Source organism: Brachybacterium equifaecis (assembly GCF_023509525.1).
Classification (GTDB): Bacteria; Actinomycetota; Actinomycetes; order Actinomycetales; family Dermabacteraceae; genus Brachybacterium; species Brachybacterium equifaecis.
Genome location: NZ_JAKNCJ010000007.1, coordinates 22,001 through 42,072 on the forward strand (window position 1 = coordinate 22,001; position 20,072 = coordinate 42,072).

Annotated in this window: 16 protein-coding genes and 1 tRNA gene; 6 read left to right on the top strand and 11 right to left on the bottom strand. The window is 73.2% G+C overall.

The window, feature by feature from the left end:
* Positions 1–23: 23 nt before the first annotated feature.
* A complete protein-coding gene (locus tag Bequi_RS11465; protein ID WP_249738075.1) occupies positions 24–413 on the top strand; it encodes an META domain-containing protein in 390 nt (129 codons plus the stop codon).
* 47 nt (positions 414–460) lie between these two features.
* Here Bequi_RS11465 and Bequi_RS11470 read toward each other — a convergent pair whose 3' ends face one another.
* Complete coding sequence (locus Bequi_RS11470; RefSeq protein ID WP_249738076.1) at positions 461–1,408, bottom strand: ribokinase; 948 nt, start codon at positions 1,406–1,408, stop codon at positions 461–463.
* A gap of 103 nt (positions 1,409–1,511) precedes the next feature.
* Here Bequi_RS11470 and Bequi_RS11475 point away from each other — a divergent pair, with 103 nt between their 5' ends.
* The 3 genes from Bequi_RS11475 to Bequi_RS11485 all read left to right on the top strand — a co-directional run bounded on the left by Bequi_RS11475 (position 1,512) and on the right by Bequi_RS11485 (position 4,030).
* Positions 1,512–2,135 carry a class I SAM-dependent DNA methyltransferase gene (locus tag Bequi_RS11475; protein ID WP_249738077.1) on the top strand — a complete coding sequence of 208 codons (624 nt, stop codon included), beginning with the start codon at positions 1,512–1,514 and terminating at the stop codon, positions 2,133–2,135.
* Entirely contained in the window at positions 2,135–2,344 is a 210-nt protein-coding gene (locus Bequi_RS11480; RefSeq protein WP_249738078.1) for a hypothetical protein, read from the top strand. Before Bequi_RS11475 ends, Bequi_RS11480 begins: the two co-directional genes overlap by 1 nt.
* 102 nt (positions 2,345–2,446) lie before the next feature.
* Entirely contained in the window at positions 2,447–4,030 is a 1,584-nt protein-coding gene (locus Bequi_RS11485) for a dihydrolipoyl dehydrogenase family protein (protein WP_249738079.1), read from the top strand.
* Between the two features lie 337 nt (positions 4,031–4,367).
* Here Bequi_RS11485 and Bequi_RS11490 read toward each other — a convergent pair.
* The 10 genes from Bequi_RS11490 to Bequi_RS11535 all read right to left on the bottom strand — a co-directional run bounded on the left by Bequi_RS11490 (position 4,368) and on the right by Bequi_RS11535 (position 15,594).
* A tRNA-Leu gene (locus tag Bequi_RS11490) sits at positions 4,368–4,454 on the bottom strand.
* A gap of 166 nt (positions 4,455–4,620) precedes the next feature.
* Positions 4,621–6,108, bottom strand: coding sequence for an amino acid permease (locus tag Bequi_RS11495; RefSeq protein ID WP_249738080.1), 1,488 nt, complete (start codon positions 6,106–6,108; stop codon positions 4,621–4,623).
* A gap of 187 nt (positions 6,109–6,295) precedes the next feature.
* Entirely contained in the window at positions 6,296–7,213 is a 918-nt protein-coding gene (locus Bequi_RS11500; protein ID WP_249738081.1) for a hypothetical protein, read from the bottom strand.
* A gap of 387 nt (positions 7,214–7,600) precedes the next feature.
* A complete protein-coding gene (locus Bequi_RS11505) occupies positions 7,601–8,602 on the bottom strand; it encodes an endonuclease domain-containing protein (protein WP_249738082.1) in 1,002 nt (333 codons plus the stop codon).
* 679 nt (positions 8,603–9,281) lie between these two features.
* The gene (gene rplI, locus Bequi_RS11510) at positions 9,282–9,749 is read right to left on the bottom strand and encodes a 50S ribosomal protein L9 (RefSeq protein WP_249738083.1); all 468 of its coding nucleotides are present in this window, start codon (positions 9,747–9,749) and stop codon (positions 9,282–9,284) included.
* A gap of 17 nt (positions 9,750–9,766) precedes the next feature.
* Entirely contained in the window at positions 9,767–10,003 is a 237-nt protein-coding gene (rpsR, locus tag Bequi_RS11515) for a 30S ribosomal protein S18 (protein ID WP_249738084.1), read from the bottom strand.
* 106 nt (positions 10,004–10,109) lie between these two features.
* Positions 10,110–10,706: a single-stranded DNA-binding protein gene (locus tag Bequi_RS11520; protein ID WP_249738085.1), complete on the bottom strand. Its 597-nt coding sequence runs from the start codon at positions 10,704–10,706 to the stop codon at positions 10,110–10,112.
* Between the two features lie 52 nt (positions 10,707–10,758).
* Positions 10,759–11,049 carry a 30S ribosomal protein S6 gene (rpsF, locus tag Bequi_RS11525; RefSeq protein WP_249738086.1) on the bottom strand — a complete coding sequence of 97 codons (291 nt, stop codon included), beginning with the start codon at positions 11,047–11,049 and terminating at the stop codon, positions 10,759–10,761.
* Positions 11,050–11,368: 319 nt separating this feature from the next.
* Entirely contained in the window at positions 11,369–13,984 is a 2,616-nt protein-coding gene (locus Bequi_RS11530; RefSeq protein WP_249738087.1) for a transglycosylase domain-containing protein, read from the bottom strand.
* 194 nt (positions 13,985–14,178) lie between these two features.
* A complete protein-coding gene (locus tag Bequi_RS11535) occupies positions 14,179–15,594 on the bottom strand; it encodes a CCA tRNA nucleotidyltransferase (protein WP_249738136.1) in 1,416 nt (471 codons plus the stop codon).
* A 149-nt stretch (positions 15,595–15,743) separates the two neighbouring features.
* Between Bequi_RS11535 and Bequi_RS11540 the strand changes: the two genes are divergently transcribed.
* Positions 15,744–18,176: a DUF6049 family protein gene (locus tag Bequi_RS11540; RefSeq protein ID WP_249738088.1), complete on the top strand. Its 2,433-nt coding sequence runs from the start codon at positions 15,744–15,746 to the stop codon at positions 18,174–18,176.
* Positions 18,173–20,068 carry a murein biosynthesis integral membrane protein MurJ gene (gene murJ, locus Bequi_RS11545; RefSeq protein WP_249738089.1) on the top strand — a complete coding sequence of 632 codons (1,896 nt, stop codon included), beginning with the start codon at positions 18,173–18,175 and terminating at the stop codon, positions 20,066–20,068. The genes Bequi_RS11540 and murJ overlap by 4 nt, the downstream gene beginning before the upstream one ends.
* The last annotated feature ends 4 nt before the right edge of the window (positions 20,069–20,072 follow it).

Genomic DNA, 20,072 nt, shown 5'->3' on the forward strand with positions numbered 1-20,072 from the left:
AGCCCGGTGAGAGCGAGCCGATCATGCCGTCAGCACTCCGCACCACCCGACTTGTCCCCCTTGCCGCCGCCGCGCTGCTGGCGCTGGCCGGATGCGGGAGCACCTCGAGCGCTGAGGAGGGGACGGACCTCGCAGGCTCCTCCTGGGGCTCGCCTGCCGCGCAGGAACCCCACCTCATGCTCTCGACAGACGGCGCGCTCGAGGGCCACGACGGCTGCAACTCGCTGTCCGGCACATGGTCGGCCGACGGATCGACAGTGACGTTCTCGGAGCTCGGCGGCACCGAGATGGCGTGCCCCGATGTGGACCCCTGGCTCTCCGACGCCCGCTCCGCGGAGGTCGACGGGGACACGATGAGCGTGATGGACGAGTCGGGCGACGAGATCGGCACGCTCGGCCGCTTCGACGGCTGAACCGAGCGGGGTGCACCCCCGTCCTGCACGACCGACCTGCGCCGCCGTCAGCCCTCCGCCGGACCCGGCAGCGCAGGCAGCTCGTCCCCGGAGCGCGAATACGAGCTCTGCGCGCCGAGCCGCTGGGCGCTGAAGGCGGCGAACCGGGAGGCGCGGCGAGCGGCCTCCCGCAGGCCCTGCCCAGCGGCGAGACCCGCGGCGAGCGCGCCGGTGAACGCATCGCCCGCGCCCGTGGTGTCGACCGCGTCGATCGGGGCGGCCGGGACCGCGACAAGAACGCCCGGCTCGCCCTCGCTGAGGAGGGACCCCTCGGCGCCGAGGGTCAGCACCACTGAGCGGACGCCTGCTGCGCGCAGCCGCTGCACGAGTCGGCGCGGCTCCTCGGCGGGGGCGTCCTGGCCGGTGGTGAGCTGCTCCAGCACGAGCGCGGCCTCGTGCTCGTTCACCACGAGCGGATCGGCCGCGAGGATCACCGCCGGATCGACCGCGATCACCGGGGCGAGGTTGAGGATCAGTCGGCCCGTGCAGTGCCGAGCGGCCTCCTCGATGCCCTCCCGCGGGATCTCTCCCTGCAGCACGACGACGGGCGCGGCGGCGATCTGCTCGGCATGTGCGCGCACCCGGTCGGCGCCCACCTCCGCGTTCGCGCCGGAGACCACGAGGATCGAGTTCTCCGCGTCGTCGGAGACCGTCACGACGGCGAGGCCCGTCGGCCCCTCGAGCGCGTCCACACCGCGCAGATCCACACCGCTCTCGCGCAGCAGGGACAGGGCGACCTGCGCGTTCTCGTCGGTGCCGACGGCTCCGATCATCGCGGTGCGCGCGCCTGCGCGGGCGGCGGCGAGCGCCTGGTTGGCGCCCTTGCCGCCGGGGAGCGTGGAGACCGCGGAGGCGTGCAGCGTCTCCCCGGGCAGCGGATGGCGCGGAGCGCGGATGACGAGGTCAGTGTTCAGCGAGCCGATGACGAGGACGTCGGCGTCGGTCTCGGCGCTCATGGGCGGGCCTGCAGCGGGCGGTGCTCGATCATGGTCAGCACAGTACCGACCGCCCGGGACTCCCGGCCCTCGTTCTCCCAGCCCCGCCCCGCACACTGAACACATGAGCGGACCCGAGGAGAACGTGTGGCTCGCGGCTGTGCGCGCGAACCCGGAGCACCCCCAGCAGTACGCCGCGCGCTGGCGCCGTTTCGCCGACGAGGGCCGCGACCTCGACGGGGAGGCCCGGCTCCTCGATGCGATGGCGGATCGGGACGCCCGGATCCTCGATGCGGGCTGCGGGACGGGGCGCGTGGGCGGATATCTCGCGGCGCGCGGACATGACGTGGTCGGCGTGGACCTGGACCCGCACCTGATCGAGGTGGCGCGCACCGACCACCCGGCAGCGCGGTGGCGCGTCGGGAACCTCGCCGCGCTGCATCTGCCGGCGGAAGACGGCGACCGCCTGCAGTTCGACCTCGCCGTGTGCGCGGGCAACGTGATGACGTTCCTCGCGGGCGCTGAGCGCAGGCCTGCGCTCGAGCGCGTGCGCGCGCACATGGCGGGCGGCGGGCGGTTCGTCGTCGGCTTCGCCGCTGGTCGCGGATACGGCTTCGAGGAGTTCCTGGCTGACGCTGAGGCCACGGGCTGGCAGGTCGAGGCGCGGTTTTCGACCTGGCAGCTGCATCCGGCGGGCGCGGACGCGGACTTCCTGGTCGCGGTTCTGGCGGCGCAGGACGCACCGTGATGACCGGCCCGGGAGACGAGGCCACGAGCGCGACCCCTGGGACCGAGGAGAACGGCGCCGCTGGCGGGTTCTTCGACGAGGATCCCCTGGAGGATTTCCTGCGCCAGGAGCGCTTCGCGGGCGGCCCGCGGGAGCCGGGCTCCTCCAGCGGGTGCCTGAGCGTACTCCTGGATCTGCTCAGCGAGGCGCTGGTGGCGTTCCGGCGCTGAGCGCGAGAGCGGCGCGAGGGAGGCGGGGACCGGACTCCGGGGCGCGCCGCGGATCCCGCCGGTCGCTCAGCTCCTCCCAGCCCCGGCCCGCACACTGAACCCATGACCGACCAGCACCCCCCTTCTGCCCGCGAGTACGACGTCATCGTGATCGGCGGCGGGCCCGTCGGCGAGAACCTCGCGCAGTATGCGACCGAGGACTCCGACCTCACCGCCGCGATCGTCGAGGAGCACCTGCTCGGCGGCGAGTGCTCGTACTACGCCTGCATCCCCTCGAAGGCGCTGCTGCGGCCGATCGACATCGCCGGCATCACGACCGATCTCCCTGGCGTGGTGCCCACGGGCATCGACCGCAAGGCCCTGCTCGCCCGGCGCGACAGCTGGGTCTCGGACTACGACGATGCCGGCCAGGTCTCCTGGGCCGAGGGCGCCGGCATCGACGTGGTGCGCGGGCGCGGGCGCATCTCCGGGGAGCGCACCGTCGCTGTCACCGCGGCCGACGGCGCCGTCACCACGCTGCGCGCCCGTCGGGCCGTCGTCCTCGCGACCGGCAGCGAGGCCGCGATCCCGGAGCCCCTGCGAGAGGTGCTGCCCTGGACCTCGCGGGATGCGACGGGCGCGATCGAGGTCCCGGCGCGCCTCGCGATCATCGGCGGCGGAGTCGTCGCGTGCGAGGCGGCCACCTGGATGTCGGCCCTCGGCGCGGAGGTGACGATGCTGGTGCGCGGGGATGCGCTGCTGCGCGGCATGGAGCCGGACGCCGCCGCTGCCGTCGCGGACTCCCTGCGCGAGGCCGGGGTGGAGATCCGCTTCGGGGCCGACGTCGCGGCCGCGTCGCGCGCGGGCGCGCAGGACACGGGGCTCGGCCGGATCCACGGCGGCGAGGTGCGGCTCGAGATCGAGACGCGCGGCGAGGGCGACGCGCAGGAGCGTCGGGCCGACGGCGAGCGCCGGGCCGACGAGGGACTCCGGGCCGACGAGGAGCGCCGGACCGACGAGGGACTCCGGGCCGACGAGGGACTCCGGGCCGAGGAGGGGCGCGGTGACCGGGAGGAGCTGCGGGCCGACGAGGTGCTCGTCGCGACCGGCCGCCGCCCGCGGCTCGAGGACGCCGGGCTGGAGAGCATCGGCCTCACGGCAGACGATGTCAGCGGCGGGCATCTGCCGGAGTGGCTGCACGCGGTCGGCGATGCCGACGGCGGCCCCATGCTCACCCACCGCGGCAAGCACTCCGCCCGCGTGCTGGGCGCGCGCCTGCGGGCCCGCGCCCTCGGCGAGGCGGAGGAGCCCGCGCCGCCGGCGGTCGCCGCCGTGCCGCAGGTCGTGTTCACCGCGCCCCAGGTGGCGAGCGTCGGCCTCACCGCGCAGCAGGCGCGGGACGCCGGGCACGATGTCGTGGTCTCGCAGGTCCCCTACGGGGGCGCCGCGGGCACGAGCCTGCTGCGAGACCACGTGACCGGCACCGCGATCCTCGTCGTCGACCGCGAGAGCCGACTGGTGCTCGGGGCGACCTTCGCGGGGCCCGACGCCGCCGAGCAGCTGCACGCGGCGACCGTCGCGATCGTCGGCCAGGTGCCCGTGCACGTGCTGCGCCATGCGATCCCTGCGTTCCCGACGGGCTCGGAGCTGTGGCTGCAGCTGCTCGAGCAGCTGCCGCGGGAGCTGCGGGCGGCGCCCGAGGGGTGAGGGCCGAGGCGCCAGCTCGAGGGGCCGACGGCCGGCACGCTCCCGTGCGGGGCCCGCGCCCCGCACACCGCGCCCGGCGCTCCGAACCCGTGCCCAGCGCGCCCGGCCCGCGCACACCGCGCCCGACCCGCGCGCACCGCTCCCGACCCGCTCTCGTACCCTTCGCGCGCGCCAAGGGTACGAGAGCGGGCCAAGGGGCCCCGCGCCCGGTCCGCGCCCTGCCCGGACCGCATGCCCAGCCCGCGTCCCCGCGCCCCCGCACCGGGCGATGCCGCGCACAACGGCAGAGCCCCTCCCCGGATCTCTCCGGGAAGGGGCTCTGACCTGCTGTTCCAGCTGGTGCGCAAGGGGGGACTTGAACCCCCACGTCCTTTCGAACACACGGACCTGAACCGTGCGCGTCTACCAATTCCGCCACTTGCGCGTGGCTCCGGCACCGGGATTCGAGATCACCGAGGCTGAAGCGAGTCCCAGGCTACACGCCGTCACGCTCCGACCCAAACGGAGATGACCTGGGCGTAAGCAACGCCACTCAGGCCCCGATCATCTCCGTCCCAGCCGTCGGCCCCGGGCGCCCGGGGCGTCGCCGCTCAGGCGCGAACGCCTGCCGATCCCTCGCGCATCGCGTCGGCCTCCGCGAAGGCGGCCTCGATGTCCCGGCGGTCGACGCGGCTGCGCACGACCGCGAAGTACAGGATCGTCGCGACGATGACCGCGCCGATGCCGAACACGGCGGCCAGCATCATCGACTCGCGCACGAACACGGTGGCGAACACGGCCGCGAGGCCGATGAGGCCGACGACCGCCGAGGCGATCCCGCCGGGCATGCGGAACGTCGCACCGGTGATACCTCGGCGCCGGAACACGATGTAGCTGACGAGGATCAGCGCCCACACGGTGATCACGGCGAACACGACCACGCTCATGAGGTAGCCGAACACGCCGCCCACGCCGGTGAACTGCAGCGTCGCGGCGACGAGCACGCCGACCAGGCTGATCGCGATGCCCGCCGTCGGCACCCCGCCGCGCGTGGTGCGCGAGAGGAACGCCGGGGCGAGGCGATCGACCGACAGCGAGTGCAGCATGCGCGAGCCCGCGTACAGGTTCGCGTTGGCGGCGCTGAGCGCCGCGATCAGCACGACCGCGTTGGTGATGCTCGCGGCGGCAGGCACGCCGACCTGGTCGAAGACCATCACGAACGGCGACGTCTCGACGTCGCCGCCGGCCGCGGCCGCCTGGCGCCACGGCACCAGGCAGATCACGATGCCGATGCACAGCACGTAGAAGAACGCGAGGCGCACGATCGTGGTGCGCGCGGCGGTCTTGATCGAGCGCGCCGGATCCTTCGCCTCGGCCGCGGTGATCGACAGCAGCTCGATGCCGCCGAAGCTGAACATCACCACGCTGAGCGCGATCCACACCGCTGCCCAGCCGTTCGGCGCGAAGCCGCCGTCGGCCGTCAGCCCCGCGAGACCCGGGGCGGGCGCGCCGTCGGTGCCGACGAAGACGAGGAACAGGCCGACGAGGATGAACACCACGACGGCGATGACCTTGACGCTCGACAGGATGAACTCGATGGCGCCGAAGGAGCCGACCGCCGAGAGGTTGATGCCGAGGATGACCGCGGCGAAGATCAGGATGCCCGCCCACACGGGGATCGGCAGCCAGTAGCTGAGGTAGAGGCCGCAGGCGAAGACCTCGGCGGCGGTCACGCCGACGGTGACGATCCAGTAGAGCCAGCGGCTCAGGTAGCCCCAGTACGGGGACAGGTAGTGGGCGGCGAGCGTGCCGAAGCCGCCGCGCACGGGATGGCGCGAGGCCATCTCGCCCATCGCCAGGGCGATGGTCGCGGCGATCACGGAGCCGATCGCGAAGGCGAGGATCACGGCGGGTCCGGCGTAGCCGATGGCCTCGCCGGAGCCGAGGAAGAGGCCGGTGCCGAGCGCGGAACCCATCGCGATCATGGCGATCTGGCCATGGCTGAGGGAACGGGCGAGGCGGCTGTCGTCGGGCGCGATGGCGCCGCCGGCCGGGGATGCCGGGGGATGCGGCTGGGGATGTGAGGAGGATGTGCTCATTCGCGCATGGTATTGCGTCCGACGGGCGCGGGCCGACCCGGGCCCTGCGCGCGAGCGGATCGCACGCGGCAGGGGCGCGGGGGTCGCGCGCGGCAGGTGCGGGTCGCAGACGCGAGGCGATCGCGCCCGTCAGGGGCGGTCGCAGCCGCCCCGTCAGCCTCCCGTCGGCCCCCGCCGCACGGGCCCGTCAGCTCACCGCTGCGTACCAGAGCAGGTCGACCGGGTCGCCGCTGCCGGTGGAGATGGACTGCAGGAGGATCACGTCCACCGACTGATCGCTGTCCTGGAGCGTCCCGTTGCAACGGGGGAACGAACCCTCGTCCGGAAGCAGCGCTCCGTCGCACGAGGTGAGGCTGATCGGCTCGCCGAGTCCGTCGATCGCCACCTGCACCGCGCCCTGCACGTCGCCACTGGCCTCGGGCGCGCCCGCGCTGGGGCCCCAGGTCATCAGGCTGCCGGGAGTGCTCAGCAGCCGGGTCAGATCGTCCGCGAGCGGGTACTCGGTGACGAGCACGGCCGGGGTGCCCCCCGCGTCGAGGTAGACGGGGTGGACGAACCAGGCGCCGTTCGTGCCGCTCACGGTGCACGAGGCCCAGGTGCGGTCCGCGAAGGAGAGACCGCTGTCGCAGACCACGTCGCCGAGGTCCAGTCCGTCGGGCTGCGGGATGGAGTCCTGCGCCTGCTGGAGGCCGATCTGGAGGTTCTCGGCGCTGATGCTGGCCTGCGCGCCGGTGCCCTCGAACAGGCCGGGCGTCTCGTGGAACGCCAGCAGCATCATCGGCGCATACGGCATCCCGAGCTCGACGCCGTTGCCGGTCAGAGCGTCGGCAGGCGGCTCCCCGCCACCGGGAAGCGGGCCTCGAGACGGTGCGGCAGAGCTGCTCGCCGACGCACTGCTCGAGGTCTCGGCGGGGGTCGCGGTCGCCTCGCCGGAGGGGGCGGCGCTGGCGGTCGGGAGGGGGGTGCTGGTCGCTGTCGCCTCAGAAGGTGTGGCGGCAGCCGTGCTCGGATCGGTGGATCCTGAGGTCCCGCAGGCCGACGCGGCGAGGACGAGGGCGAGAGCGGAGACGGTCGTGATGGCTCGGGGCAGTGGCTGAGAGTCCATGTGACCACGCTAACGCCGAGGGCGCGGCTCCGGAAGGGATTCGGGCAGATGCCCGGGCCTGCGGCCGCAGTTCCTTCCGCACCTCCGGCCACCGATCCAGCCACCGTTCCAGCCGCAATTCCGACCGCAGTTCCGACCGCCGCTCGCAAAAACCTCGGTGTGAGGGCCGGTGGCGTGGACCAGTCCTCGTCACCGGCTCTCACAGCGATGTTTCTGCTGGAACAGTCTGGGTGGGACGTGCCTCGGCTGCATCTTTCAGCTCTGGACCCGTGAGCCCCGCACCCGTGAGCCCTGCACCCCGTCTGTCTGGAACTGAGCCCGTCCTGCACCCCGTCTGTCGGGAACTGAGCTCACCCTGCACCTCGTCCATCCAGCAACCCGCCCGGCCTAGCGACCGAGCGCAGCGCGGGCCGAAGCGGCGGGAGCACCTCCGAGGCGGCGTCTCGGCCGGGATCCGTCCGGGCAGCGCTGACGGGCGGACCGATGCCGCCCTTCCCGGACCATCGTGTCCAGCATCCGCGACGTCGAGCCCCAGTCCAGCACGACGTCCTCCCAGGTCAGGCGAACAACTGCGAACCCGAGGCGCACCAGCTCCCGATCGCGGCGGCGATCGCTCTGGTAGGCATGCCGCCCCGTGTGGTGAGCGCGGCTGTCGCACTCGATCACGAGTCGCTCGCCCACCAGCAGATCGACGAACTCTCCCGGCAGCAGCTGGACCTGCTCCTGCACCGTCACCCCGAGACGTCTCAGGTGCCGGCGCACCATCGTCTCGGTGCCGGACTGCGCTGCGATGCTGAGGCTGCCGAGTGCTCTGCGCTTCTTGTCGGGAAGGATCTCGATGAGCGCCTCCACCTCCGCGGTGGAGAGCAGCCTCAGGTGCAGAACCGATTCGAGCACGACCGCGAGGCTCTCCACCCCGAGACAGCCGCACGCATCCCGGACAGCTTCCTCCAGCGGCAGGATCGGAGAGGGCGCTGGCCAGGTCTCCCGGTAGCGATGATGGACGGTCCCCGACGGCCCGGCAGACCAGGGTCGAGCGCGCAGTGCCGCGAGGTGCAGGCGACGGTCCAGAGGCACCCACACCCCATGCAGCGCGAGCGCTGACGTGCAGGTCAGGCGGGCACCGGTCACGAGAGCTCGGCAGACCTCCGGCGGGGTGCTCCGAGTGCCGTACCAGGAGCGTCCGAGCCTGATCAGGGCTCCTGTGCGCACGAGGTTCTCCCGCTGGTGCCGGGAGAACCCAGCGCGGGTGAGGTCATTCGTGCTCCACACCTGCACCGCGCGCGTGACCCCGTCCCGGTGATCCTCACCCGCCTGCGCCACAGACACTGGGGTGCGGGGCAGGGTGCTCCGCCGGGCCGGGGCGGGAAGAGCGGTGTTCGAGTCCATGCACGGAGCTTTCCCGCACCTCCAGGAGCGGGGAACTGGTCCCTGCGCGGATGGGGAGAACCGCGTGATGGGGAGGGATCGAGGATCCGGATGCGGCGGCGGGGATTGGGAGGGGCGGGGAGGCCGAGGGGCGCGGGATCGGAGCCTGGGGGAATCGGGGGTGCGCCGCCCGGGCACGATCCAGTCTCGCGACGTCAGCTCAGTGCATCCGGGACCCGGTGTCTGGCACGCCGGGCTGAAGGCGGCAGTCCGGGCGCGAGCTGGCTGGGGACGGCGCCGAGGGCAGACACAGGCCCGACTCCGCCACCGCTGTCAGCAGATTCCTCGGTGTGAGAGCCGGTCACGAGGAGTGGTCCACGTCACCGGCTCTCACAGCGAGGTTTCTGCTGGGGCCTGAGGACAGAGGGCTGGGGGGCGAAGGAGAGAGCAGGCGAGCTAGCGCGCGACCGGAACCCCATCCCGGCCCCACCCCACCCGACCCGCACCCCACCCCGACGCACCCCCCGCCCCCGCCAAACAGCAGCCGCCCCGCACCGGATCTCTCCGGCACGGGGCGGCTGATGTGCGGCTGCGGTGCTCGCTGCCGACCGCGCAGTGCGCGTCCGGCTGCGTCACGCGCAGCCTGCGGCGGCGCTTTCGCGCAACCAGCTGCGAGGAGCAGCGGAGGGACCTCAGAAGGTCACTTCGCGGCGCCCTTCGCGGCGACGACCTGGATGGTCAGGTTGGCGAACAGGTCATCGTGCAGACGCACGGTGGCCTTGTGCTCGCCCAGCGACTTGATCGGGCTGACGAACTCGACCGCGCGGCGGTCGATGTCCTTCTCGAACACTGCCTTGACGGCGGTGGCGACCTCGGTGGAGGTCACGGTGCCGAAGAGGCGACCGTTCTCGCCCGCGCGCTCGGTGACGACGATCGGCTTGGACTCGAGCTGAGCCTTCAGCGCCTGCGCGTCCTCGAGGTTCGCGATGGCGCGCTTGCCGCGCGCCGCACGGATCTGGTCGAGCTGGCGCTGGCCGCCCTTGGTCCACGCGGTCGCGAGACCGCGGGGCATCAGGAAGTTGCGCGCGTAGCCGTCCTTGACCTCGACGACATCGCCTGCGGTGCCGAGGCCGGAGACCTCGTTGGTGAGGATGAGCTTGGTGGTCATGTGCTTCCCTTCCTCGCTCAGCGACCGGAGGTCGAGTACGGCAGGAGGGCGATCTCGCGGGCGTTCTTCACGGCCTTCGCGATCTTGCGCTGCTCCTGGACGGACACGCCGGTGACCCGACGAGCGCGGATCTTGCCGCGATCGGAGACGAACTTCCGCAGCAGGGCTGCGTCCTTGTAGTCGATGCTCTCGACACCCGCTGCCTTCAGCGGGTTCTGCTTCTTCTTCGGCTTGCGAAGAACAGGCTTGGCCATCGTGGTGCTCCTTTTTCCTATGTCGGAGCCCGGGTCTCACCCCGGGATGGGTTGATGATGAGTGTGCGGCGCGCGGGCGCCGCGGGCGTGCAGGACGATCTGCCGATCAGAACGGCGGGTCGTCGTACCCGCCCTGGTTGCCTCCACCTGCCCACGGATCCTGGCCGCCGGCCTGGCTGGCCTGGCCGCCCTGGGAGCCGCCGAAGCCGCCCCCCTGACCGCCCTGGCCGCCGCCGTAGCCGCCCTGGCCCTGGCCGCCGGAGAACCCGCCGGCCTGGTTGCCCTGGCCGCCCTGGTTTCCGCCGCCCTGGCCGCCGCCGAATCCTCCGCCGCCGCCGCGCTGCACCTTGGTGGGCTTTGCGGTGGCGTAGCGGAGCGAGGGGCCGACCTCCTCGACGTCCAGCTCGATGCTGGTGCGCTGGGCGCCTTCGCGATCGGTGTAGGAGCGCTGCTTGAGGCGCCCCTGGACGACCACGCGGGTGCCCTTCTCGAGGGACTCGGCCACGTTCTCCGCGGCGTCGCGCCAGATCGAGCAGCGCAGGAACAGGGCCTCCTGGTCCTCCCACTGGTTGGTCTGGCGGTTGAACTGACGCGGAGTGGAGGCGACGGTGAACGAGGCCACCGCCACGCCCGACTGCGTGAAGCGCAGCTCGGGGTCACTGGTCAGGTTGCCGACCACTGTGATGAGGGTGTCATTGGCCATGTTCTGCTCCTGGGGTCCGTGGTGAGACGGGAATAGCTATGAAGGGATCAGATCACTCGGCGTCGAGGCGCATGAGCTTCGTGCGGAGCACGGACTCATTCAGCCCCAGCTGGCGATCGAGCTCCTTGGCGGTGGCGGAGTTCGCGGTGAAGGAGAGGACGATGTAGATGCCCTCGGTCTTCTTCTGGATCTCGTAGGAGAACTTCCGCTTGCCCCAGACGTCGACCTTGTCGACGGTGCCGCCCTCGGCGGGGATGACCTGCACCAGCTTCTCGAAAGTGCTGGTCACGGTCCGCTCGTCGATCGACGGGTCGAGAATCACGACCATCTCGTACTTGCGCATGTTCGGTTACCCACCTCCTGTGGACTCAACGGCCACGGTCCTTCCGTGGCAGGAGGGTTCATGCCGCCCGCCCCATCGCCCCGCGGGATCGCCGGGCGGGCATGGGTCGGACCGGTCGAGTGTATCCGCACGCCGCCGCACCCGCCAGGGTCCCGGTCGACGTGCGCAGGGGATCACAGCCCCGTCCGCCCGACGCCAGGGCCGACGGGCCGACGGGGCCGTCCGGCTCCAGGGCCGACGGGCCGACGCCCCAGCACCCGCTGTCGCAGGGTCCGGGCAGCGCACGGGCCTCCGCGCACAGCCCCTTCAGCGACCCCGCTCAGGGCGAGGTGGTCTGGGCAGGAGTCGGCTGCTCCGCCGGCTGTCCGGGGCTCTGCTGGCCGCCCGTGCTCGCCCCGCCCTCCGCAGGCGCCTGGGTCTCCGCCGGGGCCTGGGTCTCGGCCGGCGCGGGCTCCACCGGAGCCGGAGCCGGGGCGGGCTCAGCAGGTGCCTCGGTGGTGGCCGGAGGCGCCTGTGTGGTCGGCGCCTGCGTGGTCGGCGCCTGCGTGGTGGCGGGCGCGCGGGTGGTGCGCGAGGGGGCGCGCGTGGTGGCGCTGCTCCGCGTGCCGCTCTTCTGCTTGTCCAGACGCACGGCGGCGGGGAAGTCGATCTGCTCCTGGCCCTCGAGGGTCTGGGACATGATCTGGCCCCAGATGCGGGTGGGCCACTGGCCGCCCGTCATGTACGGCACGCCGCCGAAGGGCGTCAGGGGGTCCTCGCCGGTGCCGTCGGCCGTCGGCTGGAACATGCCCACCGCGGTCACGAGCTGCGGGGTGAAGCCCACGAACCACGCCGAGCGGAACTGCTCCGAGGTGCCGGTCTTGCCGGCGACCTCGCGGCCGTCCATGACGCGCACGAGGCTGCGGGCGGAGCCCTCGGTGGGCGGTCCCTGCAGCGCGACGGTCGCGTTGATGGCGACCTTCTCGTCGAGCACCTGCTGCGCCGAGTCCTGGTGCTCGTACTCGACGGCGCCGTCGGGCGCGGTCATCGACTGCACGATGTAGGACTCGTGGTGGACGCCCTTCGCGGCGATCGTCGCGTAGACCTCGGCCATCTCCATGACGGTCGGGGACGCGCTGCCGAGCACGTTGTTCGCCATCGCATCCAGGCCCGGGGTGTTATCCGGGAGACCGAGCTTGATCGCGGTGTCGCGGGTCTTCTCCGGGCCCATCTCGATGTTGAGCTCGGCGTAGGCGGTGTTCACGGAGTCCGTGGTCGCCTCGGCGAGGGTGACGGTCCCGTAGGAGGTGTCGTTGAAGTTCTTGACCGTCCAGCCCTGGAACTGCTCGGGCGAGTCGCCGCCCCAGCGCGAGTTCAGGCCGTAGCCCTCCTCGAGGGCGCCGACGAGCGCGAAGGTCTTGAAGATCGAGCCGGCCTGCATGCGCGCTTCGACGGCGTCGTTGTAGCTCTGGGTGACGTAGTCGGGGCCGCCGTAGACGGCGCGGATCGCGCCGGTGGACGGGTCGATCGTCGCGGTGCCGATGCGGTTCGCCTCGGGGCGTCCCTCAGCGGCGAGGCCGTCGATGGTCTTCACGGTGATGTCCTGCGTGCGGGCATCGATCGTGGAGATGATCGTGAAGCCGCCGGTGTTGATCTCGTCCTCGGTGTAGCCCTGGGCGATCAGCTCCTTCTTCACCATCGTCATCAGGTAGCCGTTGGTGCCCTGGAGGAAGTTCTTCTGGGCGGCGGGGACGGTCTCGGGGAAGGCGAGGGCGTCGGCCTCGGCGGCGGTGAGCGCGCCGGTCTCATTGACCTCGCGGGTGATGACGCGGTCCCACTTCGCGGTCGCGGTCTCGGGGTCGACGGCGGGGTCGTAGGCCGACGGCGCCGGGATCACGGCGACCAGCAGCGCCGCCTCGGCCTCGGTGAGGTCCTTCGCGTCCTTGCCGAAGTAGGCCTGGGAGGCGGCCTGCACGCCGTACGCGCCGCGGCCGAAGTAGATGGTGTTCAGGTAGCGCGAGAGGATCTCGTCCTTCGACAGCTCCTGGTCGATCTTCAGCGCCATGATCATCTCGCGCACCTTGCCGACGTAGTCGGTGGTGGTGCCCGTGTAGTAGCGCTCGACGTACTGCTGGGTGATGGTGGAGCCGCCCTGGCGGGCGCCGCCGCGCAGGTTGTTCCACATGGCGCGGATGATGCCGCGCGGGGAGATGCCGCGGTTCTCGTAGAAGGTGGAGTCCTCGCTCGCGATGACCGCTTCCTTGACCGTCTCCGGGATCTCGTCGTTCGGGATGATCGTGCGGTTGACCTGGGAGAACTGGCCCATCTCGGTGGTGCCGTCGGCGAACATGACGCGGGAGGTCTGCGCGGTGGCGACCTGGTCGGCCTCGGGCACCGCGGTGCTCGCGTACAGCCAGGCGAAGCCGGCCATGCCGGCGAGGATCATCAGCGCGAAGGCGCCGGCGAGCATGCGCCACGAGGGCAGCCAGCGCCAGAACCCCTTCTTGCCGGCGCGCGGGTAGTTCAGCAGGCTCGCGGCGGCAGGGCGCTTCGCGGCGGCCGACGCTCCCGCGGCTCCGGCGGCGGCCGGCTTCGCAGCGCGCGTCGCCTTCCCGGCGCGCCCCTTCGGGGACGCGGAGGCGGCCGACGTCGCCGCGGCCGCCTTCTGGGCACCGGCGCCCGAGGCAGCAGCGCCCGAGGCGAGAGGCTTCGCGCTGCGAGAGCGCGCGGCGCCCGAGGCGGCGGCGGGCTTCGCAGCGCCCGCACCTGCGCCTGCGGCACCGCCCGGGGCGGCGGGCGGGGTCGCGCCCGGCGTCTTCGGAGCCGGAGTGCGGCTGGTGCCCTTGGGCTCGGCGGCGCGCTTGCCGGTGCGGCGCGCGCCTGCTGCGCGGCGCGGGCCGGAGCCGCTGCCGCCTGCGCTGGACGATCGGCGGCCGGATCCTCGGGATTCGCTCACTGGTGCTCCTGGTGGGGTGAGAAGTCCGCACCGCGGCGCGCTCGAGGGCGCCGACGGGCGGCGCGGGGCGTGGGGCGCACGCTCCGCAGTCCCCCAGTATCGGCATCGATCCTGTGCAGGGGAACGCTTCGGCGGCGTCCATCACACGCGCCGCCGCTCGCTCACGGGTCACGCTCGGGCCGCTCCCGGCGCGCTCACTCCTCGGAGCGGTCCGCCCACCACTGCCGCAGGCGGCGCTCCGCCTCCTCCTCGCCGAGGGGGCCGTGCTCCATGCGCTCCTCGAGGAGGAAGGCGTAGGCCTCGCCCACGGCGCGGCCGGGCGGCAGGTCGAGCAGCGCCATGATCCGGTTGCCGTCGAGGTCGGGCCGGATGCGGCCGATCTCCTCCTTCGCGGCGAGCTCGTCGATCCGCGCCTCGAGCTCGTCGTAGGCGCGGGCGAGGCCCGAGGCCTTGCGCCGGTTGCGCGTGGTGACGTCGGCCCGGGTGAGGCGATGGAGCTGCTGCAGGAGAGGGCCGGCGTCGGTGACGTAGCGCCGCACGGCCGAGTCGGTCCACTCGGCGTCGGCGTAGCCGTGGAAGCGCAGGTGCAGCTCCACGAGCCGCGAGACCGCCTTGATCGTCTCCTTGTCGAACGCGAGCGCCTTCAGGCGCTTCGCGGCCATGCGCGCGCCCACGGTCTCGTGGAACCGGAAGGTGACGACCCCGCCGTCCTCGAAGCGGCGAGTGGCGGGCTTCCCGATGTCATGGAGGAGGGCGGCCAGGCGCAGCACGAGGTCGGGCGCCTCGCAGGGGCCGCCCGATCCGGCGGGGCTCTCGAGGTCGATCGCCTGGTCGAGCACGGTGAGGGAGTGCTGGTAGACGTCCTTGTGGCGGTGATGCTCGTCGAGCTCGAGCTGGAGGGCAGGCAGCTCCGGCAGCACCTGGGCGGCGAGCCCCAGGTCCACCATCAGCTCGAGCGCGCGCCGAGGATGGGCGCCGACCATGAGCTTGACGAGCTCGTCGTGCACCCGCTCCGCGGAGACGATCGCGATGCGGTCGGCGAGCGCAGCGATCGCCGCGGCGGTCGCGGGCTCGATCGAGAAGCCGAGCTGGGAGACGAAGCGCACCGCCCGCATCATGCGCAGCGGGTCGTCGTCGAAGGACTGCGCGGGCGCGACGGGGGTGCGCAGCAGCGCGCCGGCGAGATCGGCGAGGCCGTCGAAGGGGTCGACGAGCTCGAGGGAGGGCAGCCGCACCGCCATCGCGTTGACGGTGAAGTCCCGGCGCGAGAGATCGCCCTCGAGGGTGTCGCCGAACGCCACCTGGGGCTTGCGGCTCGCGGGATCGTAGGACTCCGTGCGGTAGGTCGTGATTTCGACCTTCAGCCCGTCGCGCGAGCCGCCGAGGGTGCCGAACTCGCGCCCCATGTCCCAGATCGCGCCGCCGCCGGTCCACCGGCGCAGGATCGCCTCGGTGGCGTCGGGGCGCGCGGAGGTCGTGAAGTCGAGGTCGGCGCTGGAGCGGCCGAGCACCGCATCGCGCACCGGCCCGCCGACGAGCGCCAGCTCCTGGCCCGCCTCCTCGAACAGCCGACCGAGCTCGTGGATCGGCTCCGGCAGCGCCCGGAACATCGAGGTGGCGCGGGTGCGGGCCGTTTCGAGGCGCGCGGCTGCGGCCGCGCCGTCGTGCGGCGGCTGTGCGGTAGATGCGTCGGTCACGTGGGTCCTGTCGCTCGGGTGCCTGCGAGGCTCTACGGTAGCCGGGCGCATACAGTGTCATCATGCTCGCCCTCCTCGCGCCCGCGCGCGCCGCCGCGGGCCCCGCTGCGCACGCTCCGGGGCGGGGGCGGCTCCTGGTCCTGCCGATCCTTCTGCTCGCGGCGCTGCTGCTCGGTCTGCCGCTGCCTGCCGTGGCGAGCCCGTCGGCCCTCGCGCCCGCGGCGCCGTCGGCCCCCGCCGCGCCCGCTGCTCCTGCTGGGCCTCTGGCTCCCGCGGCCCCGCCGGAGGTGAACGGCGTGAGCCTGGACCTCCTGGACGCGGGCGCCGTCGCCCTCACCCCGGGCTCTGCGCTCACGCTCGTGGTGCGGCTGACGAACGCGGGCGACGCCCCCATGACCGATCCGCGGATCGAGCTGCGCGCGCGCACCGACCGCGTCACCGATCGCGGCGCCCTGGCGAGCTGGTCCGCGGCCACCGCACCCGATGAGCGGGGGGAGCCCGCAGCGGTCGCGACCGCGGGCGGGACCCTCGCGCCGGGGGCGTCCGTGACCCTCACCGTCTCCGCGACGCCCGAGCAGCTCGGCTTCCCCGCGGTCGACTACCTGTGGGGCGTGCGGCGCATCTCCGTGACCGCGGCGGAGGGCACCGCGCCGCTGGCCTCTCTGCGCACGTTCACGGTGTGGCGGCCCGACGGGTCCGACGGCGTCGACTCGCTCGTGCGCACCTCCGTGCTCCTGCCGGTCGCGGCGGCCGACCCCGGCTCCGTGGTCGCGGATCCCGAGGCGTTCGCCGACTCGGAGGCCCACGGGCGCCTCGCCGCGCTGCGGGTGCTCTCCGAGCGGCCCGACGTCGACTGGCTGCTGGACCCGGCCCTGCTGGACCCGCCGAGCCTCGCCGTGGACGCCGCGGCGCAGGCGCCGGGCGCCGCGCCCGCCGATCCGGCCGATCCCGCCGCCGGGGCAGCGAGCGACGGCGGCGGCGCGCCGTCCCCGTCGGCCGACGCCGGCCTCGGGGTCGCCCCGGAGTACGCGGAGCCCCCGGCCGCCGCGGAGCTCGCGGCGCAGCTCGCGCTCTCCGGCCAGGGCCGCACCGTGCTCGGCATGCCCTTCGCCCGGGCCGACGTCACCGCGATGCGCGCCGCCGGCACCACGACCCTGATGACGGCCCTCCAGGAGCGCGCCGACCGGGCGTGGGCGCGCTCGGGGATCACCCCCGCCGGGACGGCCGTCGTGGTGCCGTCGACCCAGGCCTCGACGACCGCGCTCGCGGAGGGCGCGGATTCGGGGGCCGACGTCCTCGTGCTGCCGTCGGCGAGCCTGGGGGACGAGGAGGCGGGCACGGTGACGCCCTCGGCGATCGCGACGACGGGGCGCGAGACCCCCGTGCCGGTCCTCGTGCCGGACTCCCAGCTCTCCACGCGCGCCTCCGCGCTGCGCTCCGGGGAGGACGTCGAGAAGATCCGCCAGGAGATCCTCGCCGAGACGGCCGTCATCTCCTCGCAGCAGGTCACGGCCTCGCGCCAGGTGCTGCTGATGCCGGAGATCGTGCCGGACTCCGACTCCGCGGCGATCGGGGCGCTGCTGGACTCCTTCGGCCAGGCGCCGTGGCTGCAGCCCGCGCCCGTGGCGGATCTGCTCGATGCCGCAGGCACCGAGCGCCTCACCACCGACACCGAGGCGGATCCGTCCCTGCTCTACGGGCGGGGCCGCATCGACGCCGGAGCCGTGCGCCCCGTGGCCGTGCAGAGCGACGGCTCGGTCGTCCCCCTCGCCCAGCCGGATCTCGACGCGCACGCGAGCCCGGAGCTGCTGCGCCGCCTGCAGGGCTCGCTCGGGGAGCTCGACACCCTCGGCTCCGTCATGGACGACCCCCAGCAGCTCGACGGTCCGCACGACCTGCTGCTGACCACCTCTTCCATCGCCCTCGCGACCGACACCGCGACGGCGCAGTCACGGGCCGACGCCGCCGCCGCGCAGTTCGAGGCGATGCGCGGGGCGATCACGGTCGTTCCCGCCTCCGGCTACAACCTGGTCTCGGACTCGGCGGGCGTCCCCATCACCGTCTCCAATCAGCTCGACACCGCCATCACCGTGCAGGTGCGGGTGAAGGCCGACCGGCCGATCGTCGACATCGGGGAGCCGCCGCTCGTGCAGGTCCCGGCGCGGGGGCAGAGCGAGATCGTGGTGCCGATCAGCGCGCTCGCGAACGGCACCGTCACCCTCACCACGGTGCTGCAGTCCTCGAGCGGGGAGCAGATCACCGCTCCCGTCGAGGTGCCGCTCAGCGTCAACCCGGCCTGGGAGAACTGGGCGACGATGGCGCTCGTGCTCGCCATGGCCGCCCTCATGGGCATCGGGGTGGTGCGGGCGCGCCGGAACGGCTCCGCCAAGCGCGCCCCTGCCGAGCGCGGCCCCGAGCCCCCTCCCGAGGAGCTCGAGCTCCTCGGCTCCCCGCAGCACTCCGACCCGCGAACTCCCGAGGATCCCACCCGATGACCCGTCCCCTCCGCGCCCAGCACACCCCCCGGCACCGTCGGGAGGGCGCTGCCCCGCGGCCGACGGCGGCAGCGGCGGCGCAGGCAGCGGTGCCAGCAGCCGCGGCGCCCGCAGGTGCGCAGCCGGAGGCGAGCGCTCCGGCTGCAGCGGTGGTTCCCGCCTCCGCTGCGGGACCGGCAGCCGCGCCGGAGGCCGGTGCCCCTGCGGCGGCCGCGCCCCGGTCGAGCGGGCGCGGCCGCCTGCTCCGGGCGAGCGCGCTGATGGCCTCGGGCTCGCTGGTCTCGCGCCTGCTCGGCTTCGCGCGCAACTACCTGTTCGGCATGATCTTCGTCGGCCTCACGTCGGCTGTCGCGAACACCTTCTCCGCCGCGAACGTCCTGCCCAACACGATCTGGATCCTCGTGGGCGGCGGCACGCTGAACGCGATCCTCGTGCCGGCGATCGTGCGCGCCGCCAAGCAGCCCGATCGCGGCAGCGACTTCACCTCCCGCCTGCTGACGCTCTTGGTGGTCGCCTCCGCGGGGCTCACCGCGGTGAGCATGCTGGCCGTGCCGCTGCTGCTGCTCATCACCAACGGCGCGCTCCCGCCCCAGACGGCTGCGCTCGCCACCCAGTTCGGGTTCTGGCTGATGCCGCAGATCATGTTCATGGCGCTGTACGCGATGCTCGGCCAGCTCCTGAACGCGCACGACTCCTTCGGCCCGTACCAGTGGGCCCCCGCGCTCAACAACCTGGTCGGCATCATCGGCGCCGTCGTCTTCCTGCTGATCTGGGGCCCTCTCGGGGAGATGAGCGCCTGGACCATGGGGCCCGTCCTCGCGCTCGCGGGGATCTGCGTGGGCGGCGCGATGGTGCAGTCCCTGTTCCTGGGGTTCTTCGTGCGCAAGCTGGGGCTGCGGCTCCGCTTCGCCTGGGGATTCCGCGGCCTGGGCCTCGGCCGACTGGGGAAGATCGGCCTGTGGACCCTCGCCATGCTCGCGATCGCCCAGGTGGGTATGTGGGCGGGCCGCTGGGCCGTCGGCGGCGCGGTCCAGGAGGCCGAGCGCCTGCACGACCAGCCGCAGCTCGCGGCCCAGTTCCCCGGGCTGCTCTCGCTCGACTGGACCTACCTCGTCTTCATGATCCCGCAGGGGATCATCGGCGTGGCCCTGGTGACCGCCGCCTTCCCGAGCCTCTCCCGCAGCGCGCACGAGGGCGACCACACGGCCGTGATGGCGCGCTACGCGGAGACGGACCGGGTGCTCGCCGTGCCGATGATGCTGGCCACCGCGGTCATCATCGTCCTCGCCGGGCCCGTGATGTGGGTGGTCAGCGGCGGAGTGAGCCCCCTGGGCGCGCGCGCCAACGGCTGGGTGCTGATCGGCTACATGCTGGGCCTGGTGCCGTTCGCCGCGAACTACCTCACCAAGCGCGCGTTCTACGCCTACGAGGATGCGCGCGCCCCGTTCCTCATGCAGCTGCCGACCTCGGCCGTGCCGCTGCTCGCGATGCTGCCGATCCTCGCCTTCGTGGACCCGCACTGGGCGGCGGCATGCGTCGCGCTCGCGTCCTCTCTGGGCAGCGTGCTCGGCTGGCTCTTCGGCCAGCACCTGCTGCGCCGCCGCGCGGCGCGGCTCGGCGCGCAGATGCCCTCCCGCCTCGAGGCTGCGGGAGTGCTCGCCCGACTGGCGATCGCCGCCATCGGCGCGATCCTGGTGGGCGCGGTCGCCGTGCACCTGATGGGCGAGGCGATGTGGATCCACCGGGTCCTGACCGTCGTGCTCGGCGGGATCGTCGGCGTGCTGATGACCGCCGTGTTCGCGGGCATCGCGTGGGCGCTGCGAGTGCAGGAGCTGCGGGAGCTCGCCTCCCGCCTCGCCCGGCGACGCGGCGCGAGCGCCCCCGTACGATGAGACC

Bases quoted from the DNA above. Each gene is read 5' to 3' on its own strand.
- Bequi_RS11540 (WP_249738088.1), top strand. From the start codon at position 15,744: ATGCTCGCCCTCCTCGCGCCCGCGCGCGCCGCCGCGGGCCCCGCTGCG.
- Bequi_RS11475 (WP_249738077.1), top strand. From the start codon at position 1,512: ATGAGCGGACCCGAGGAGAACGTGTGGCTCGCGGCTGTGCGCGCGAAC.
- Bequi_RS11505 (WP_249738082.1), bottom strand. From the start codon at position 8,602: ATGGACTCGAACACCGCTCTTCCCGCCCCGGCCCGGCGGAGCACCCTG.
- Bequi_RS11480 (WP_249738078.1), top strand. From the start codon at position 2,135: ATGACCGGCCCGGGAGACGAGGCCACGAGCGCGACCCCTGGGACCGAG.
- rplI (WP_249738083.1), bottom strand. From the start codon at position 9,749: ATGACCACCAAGCTCATCCTCACCAACGAGGTCTCCGGCCTCGGCACC.
- Bequi_RS11485 (WP_249738079.1), top strand. From the start codon at position 2,447: ATGACCGACCAGCACCCCCCTTCTGCCCGCGAGTACGACGTCATCGTG.
- rpsF (WP_249738086.1), bottom strand. From the start codon at position 11,049: ATGCGCAAGTACGAGATGGTCGTGATTCTCGACCCGTCGATCGACGAG.
- Bequi_RS11465 (WP_249738075.1), top strand. From the start codon at position 24: ATGCCGTCAGCACTCCGCACCACCCGACTTGTCCCCCTTGCCGCCGCC.
- rpsR (WP_249738084.1), bottom strand. From the start codon at position 10,003: ATGGCCAAGCCTGTTCTTCGCAAGCCGAAGAAGAAGCAGAACCCGCTG.
- Bequi_RS11500 (WP_249738081.1), bottom strand. From the start codon at position 7,213: ATGGACTCTCAGCCACTGCCCCGAGCCATCACGACCGTCTCCGCTCTC.
- Bequi_RS11535 (WP_249738136.1), bottom strand. From the start codon at position 15,594: ATGTTCCGGGCGCTGCCGGAGCCGATCCACGAGCTCGGTCGGCTGTTC.
- murJ (WP_249738089.1), top strand. From the start codon at position 18,173: ATGACCCGTCCCCTCCGCGCCCAGCACACCCCCCGGCACCGTCGGGAG.
- Bequi_RS11520 (WP_249738085.1), bottom strand. From the start codon at position 10,706: ATGGCCAATGACACCCTCATCACAGTGGTCGGCAACCTGACCAGTGAC.
- Bequi_RS11495 (WP_249738080.1), bottom strand. From the start codon at position 6,108: ATGAGCACATCCTCCTCACATCCCCAGCCGCATCCCCCGGCATCCCCG.
- Bequi_RS11470 (WP_249738076.1), bottom strand. From the start codon at position 1,408: ATGAGCGCCGAGACCGACGCCGACGTCCTCGTCATCGGCTCGCTGAAC.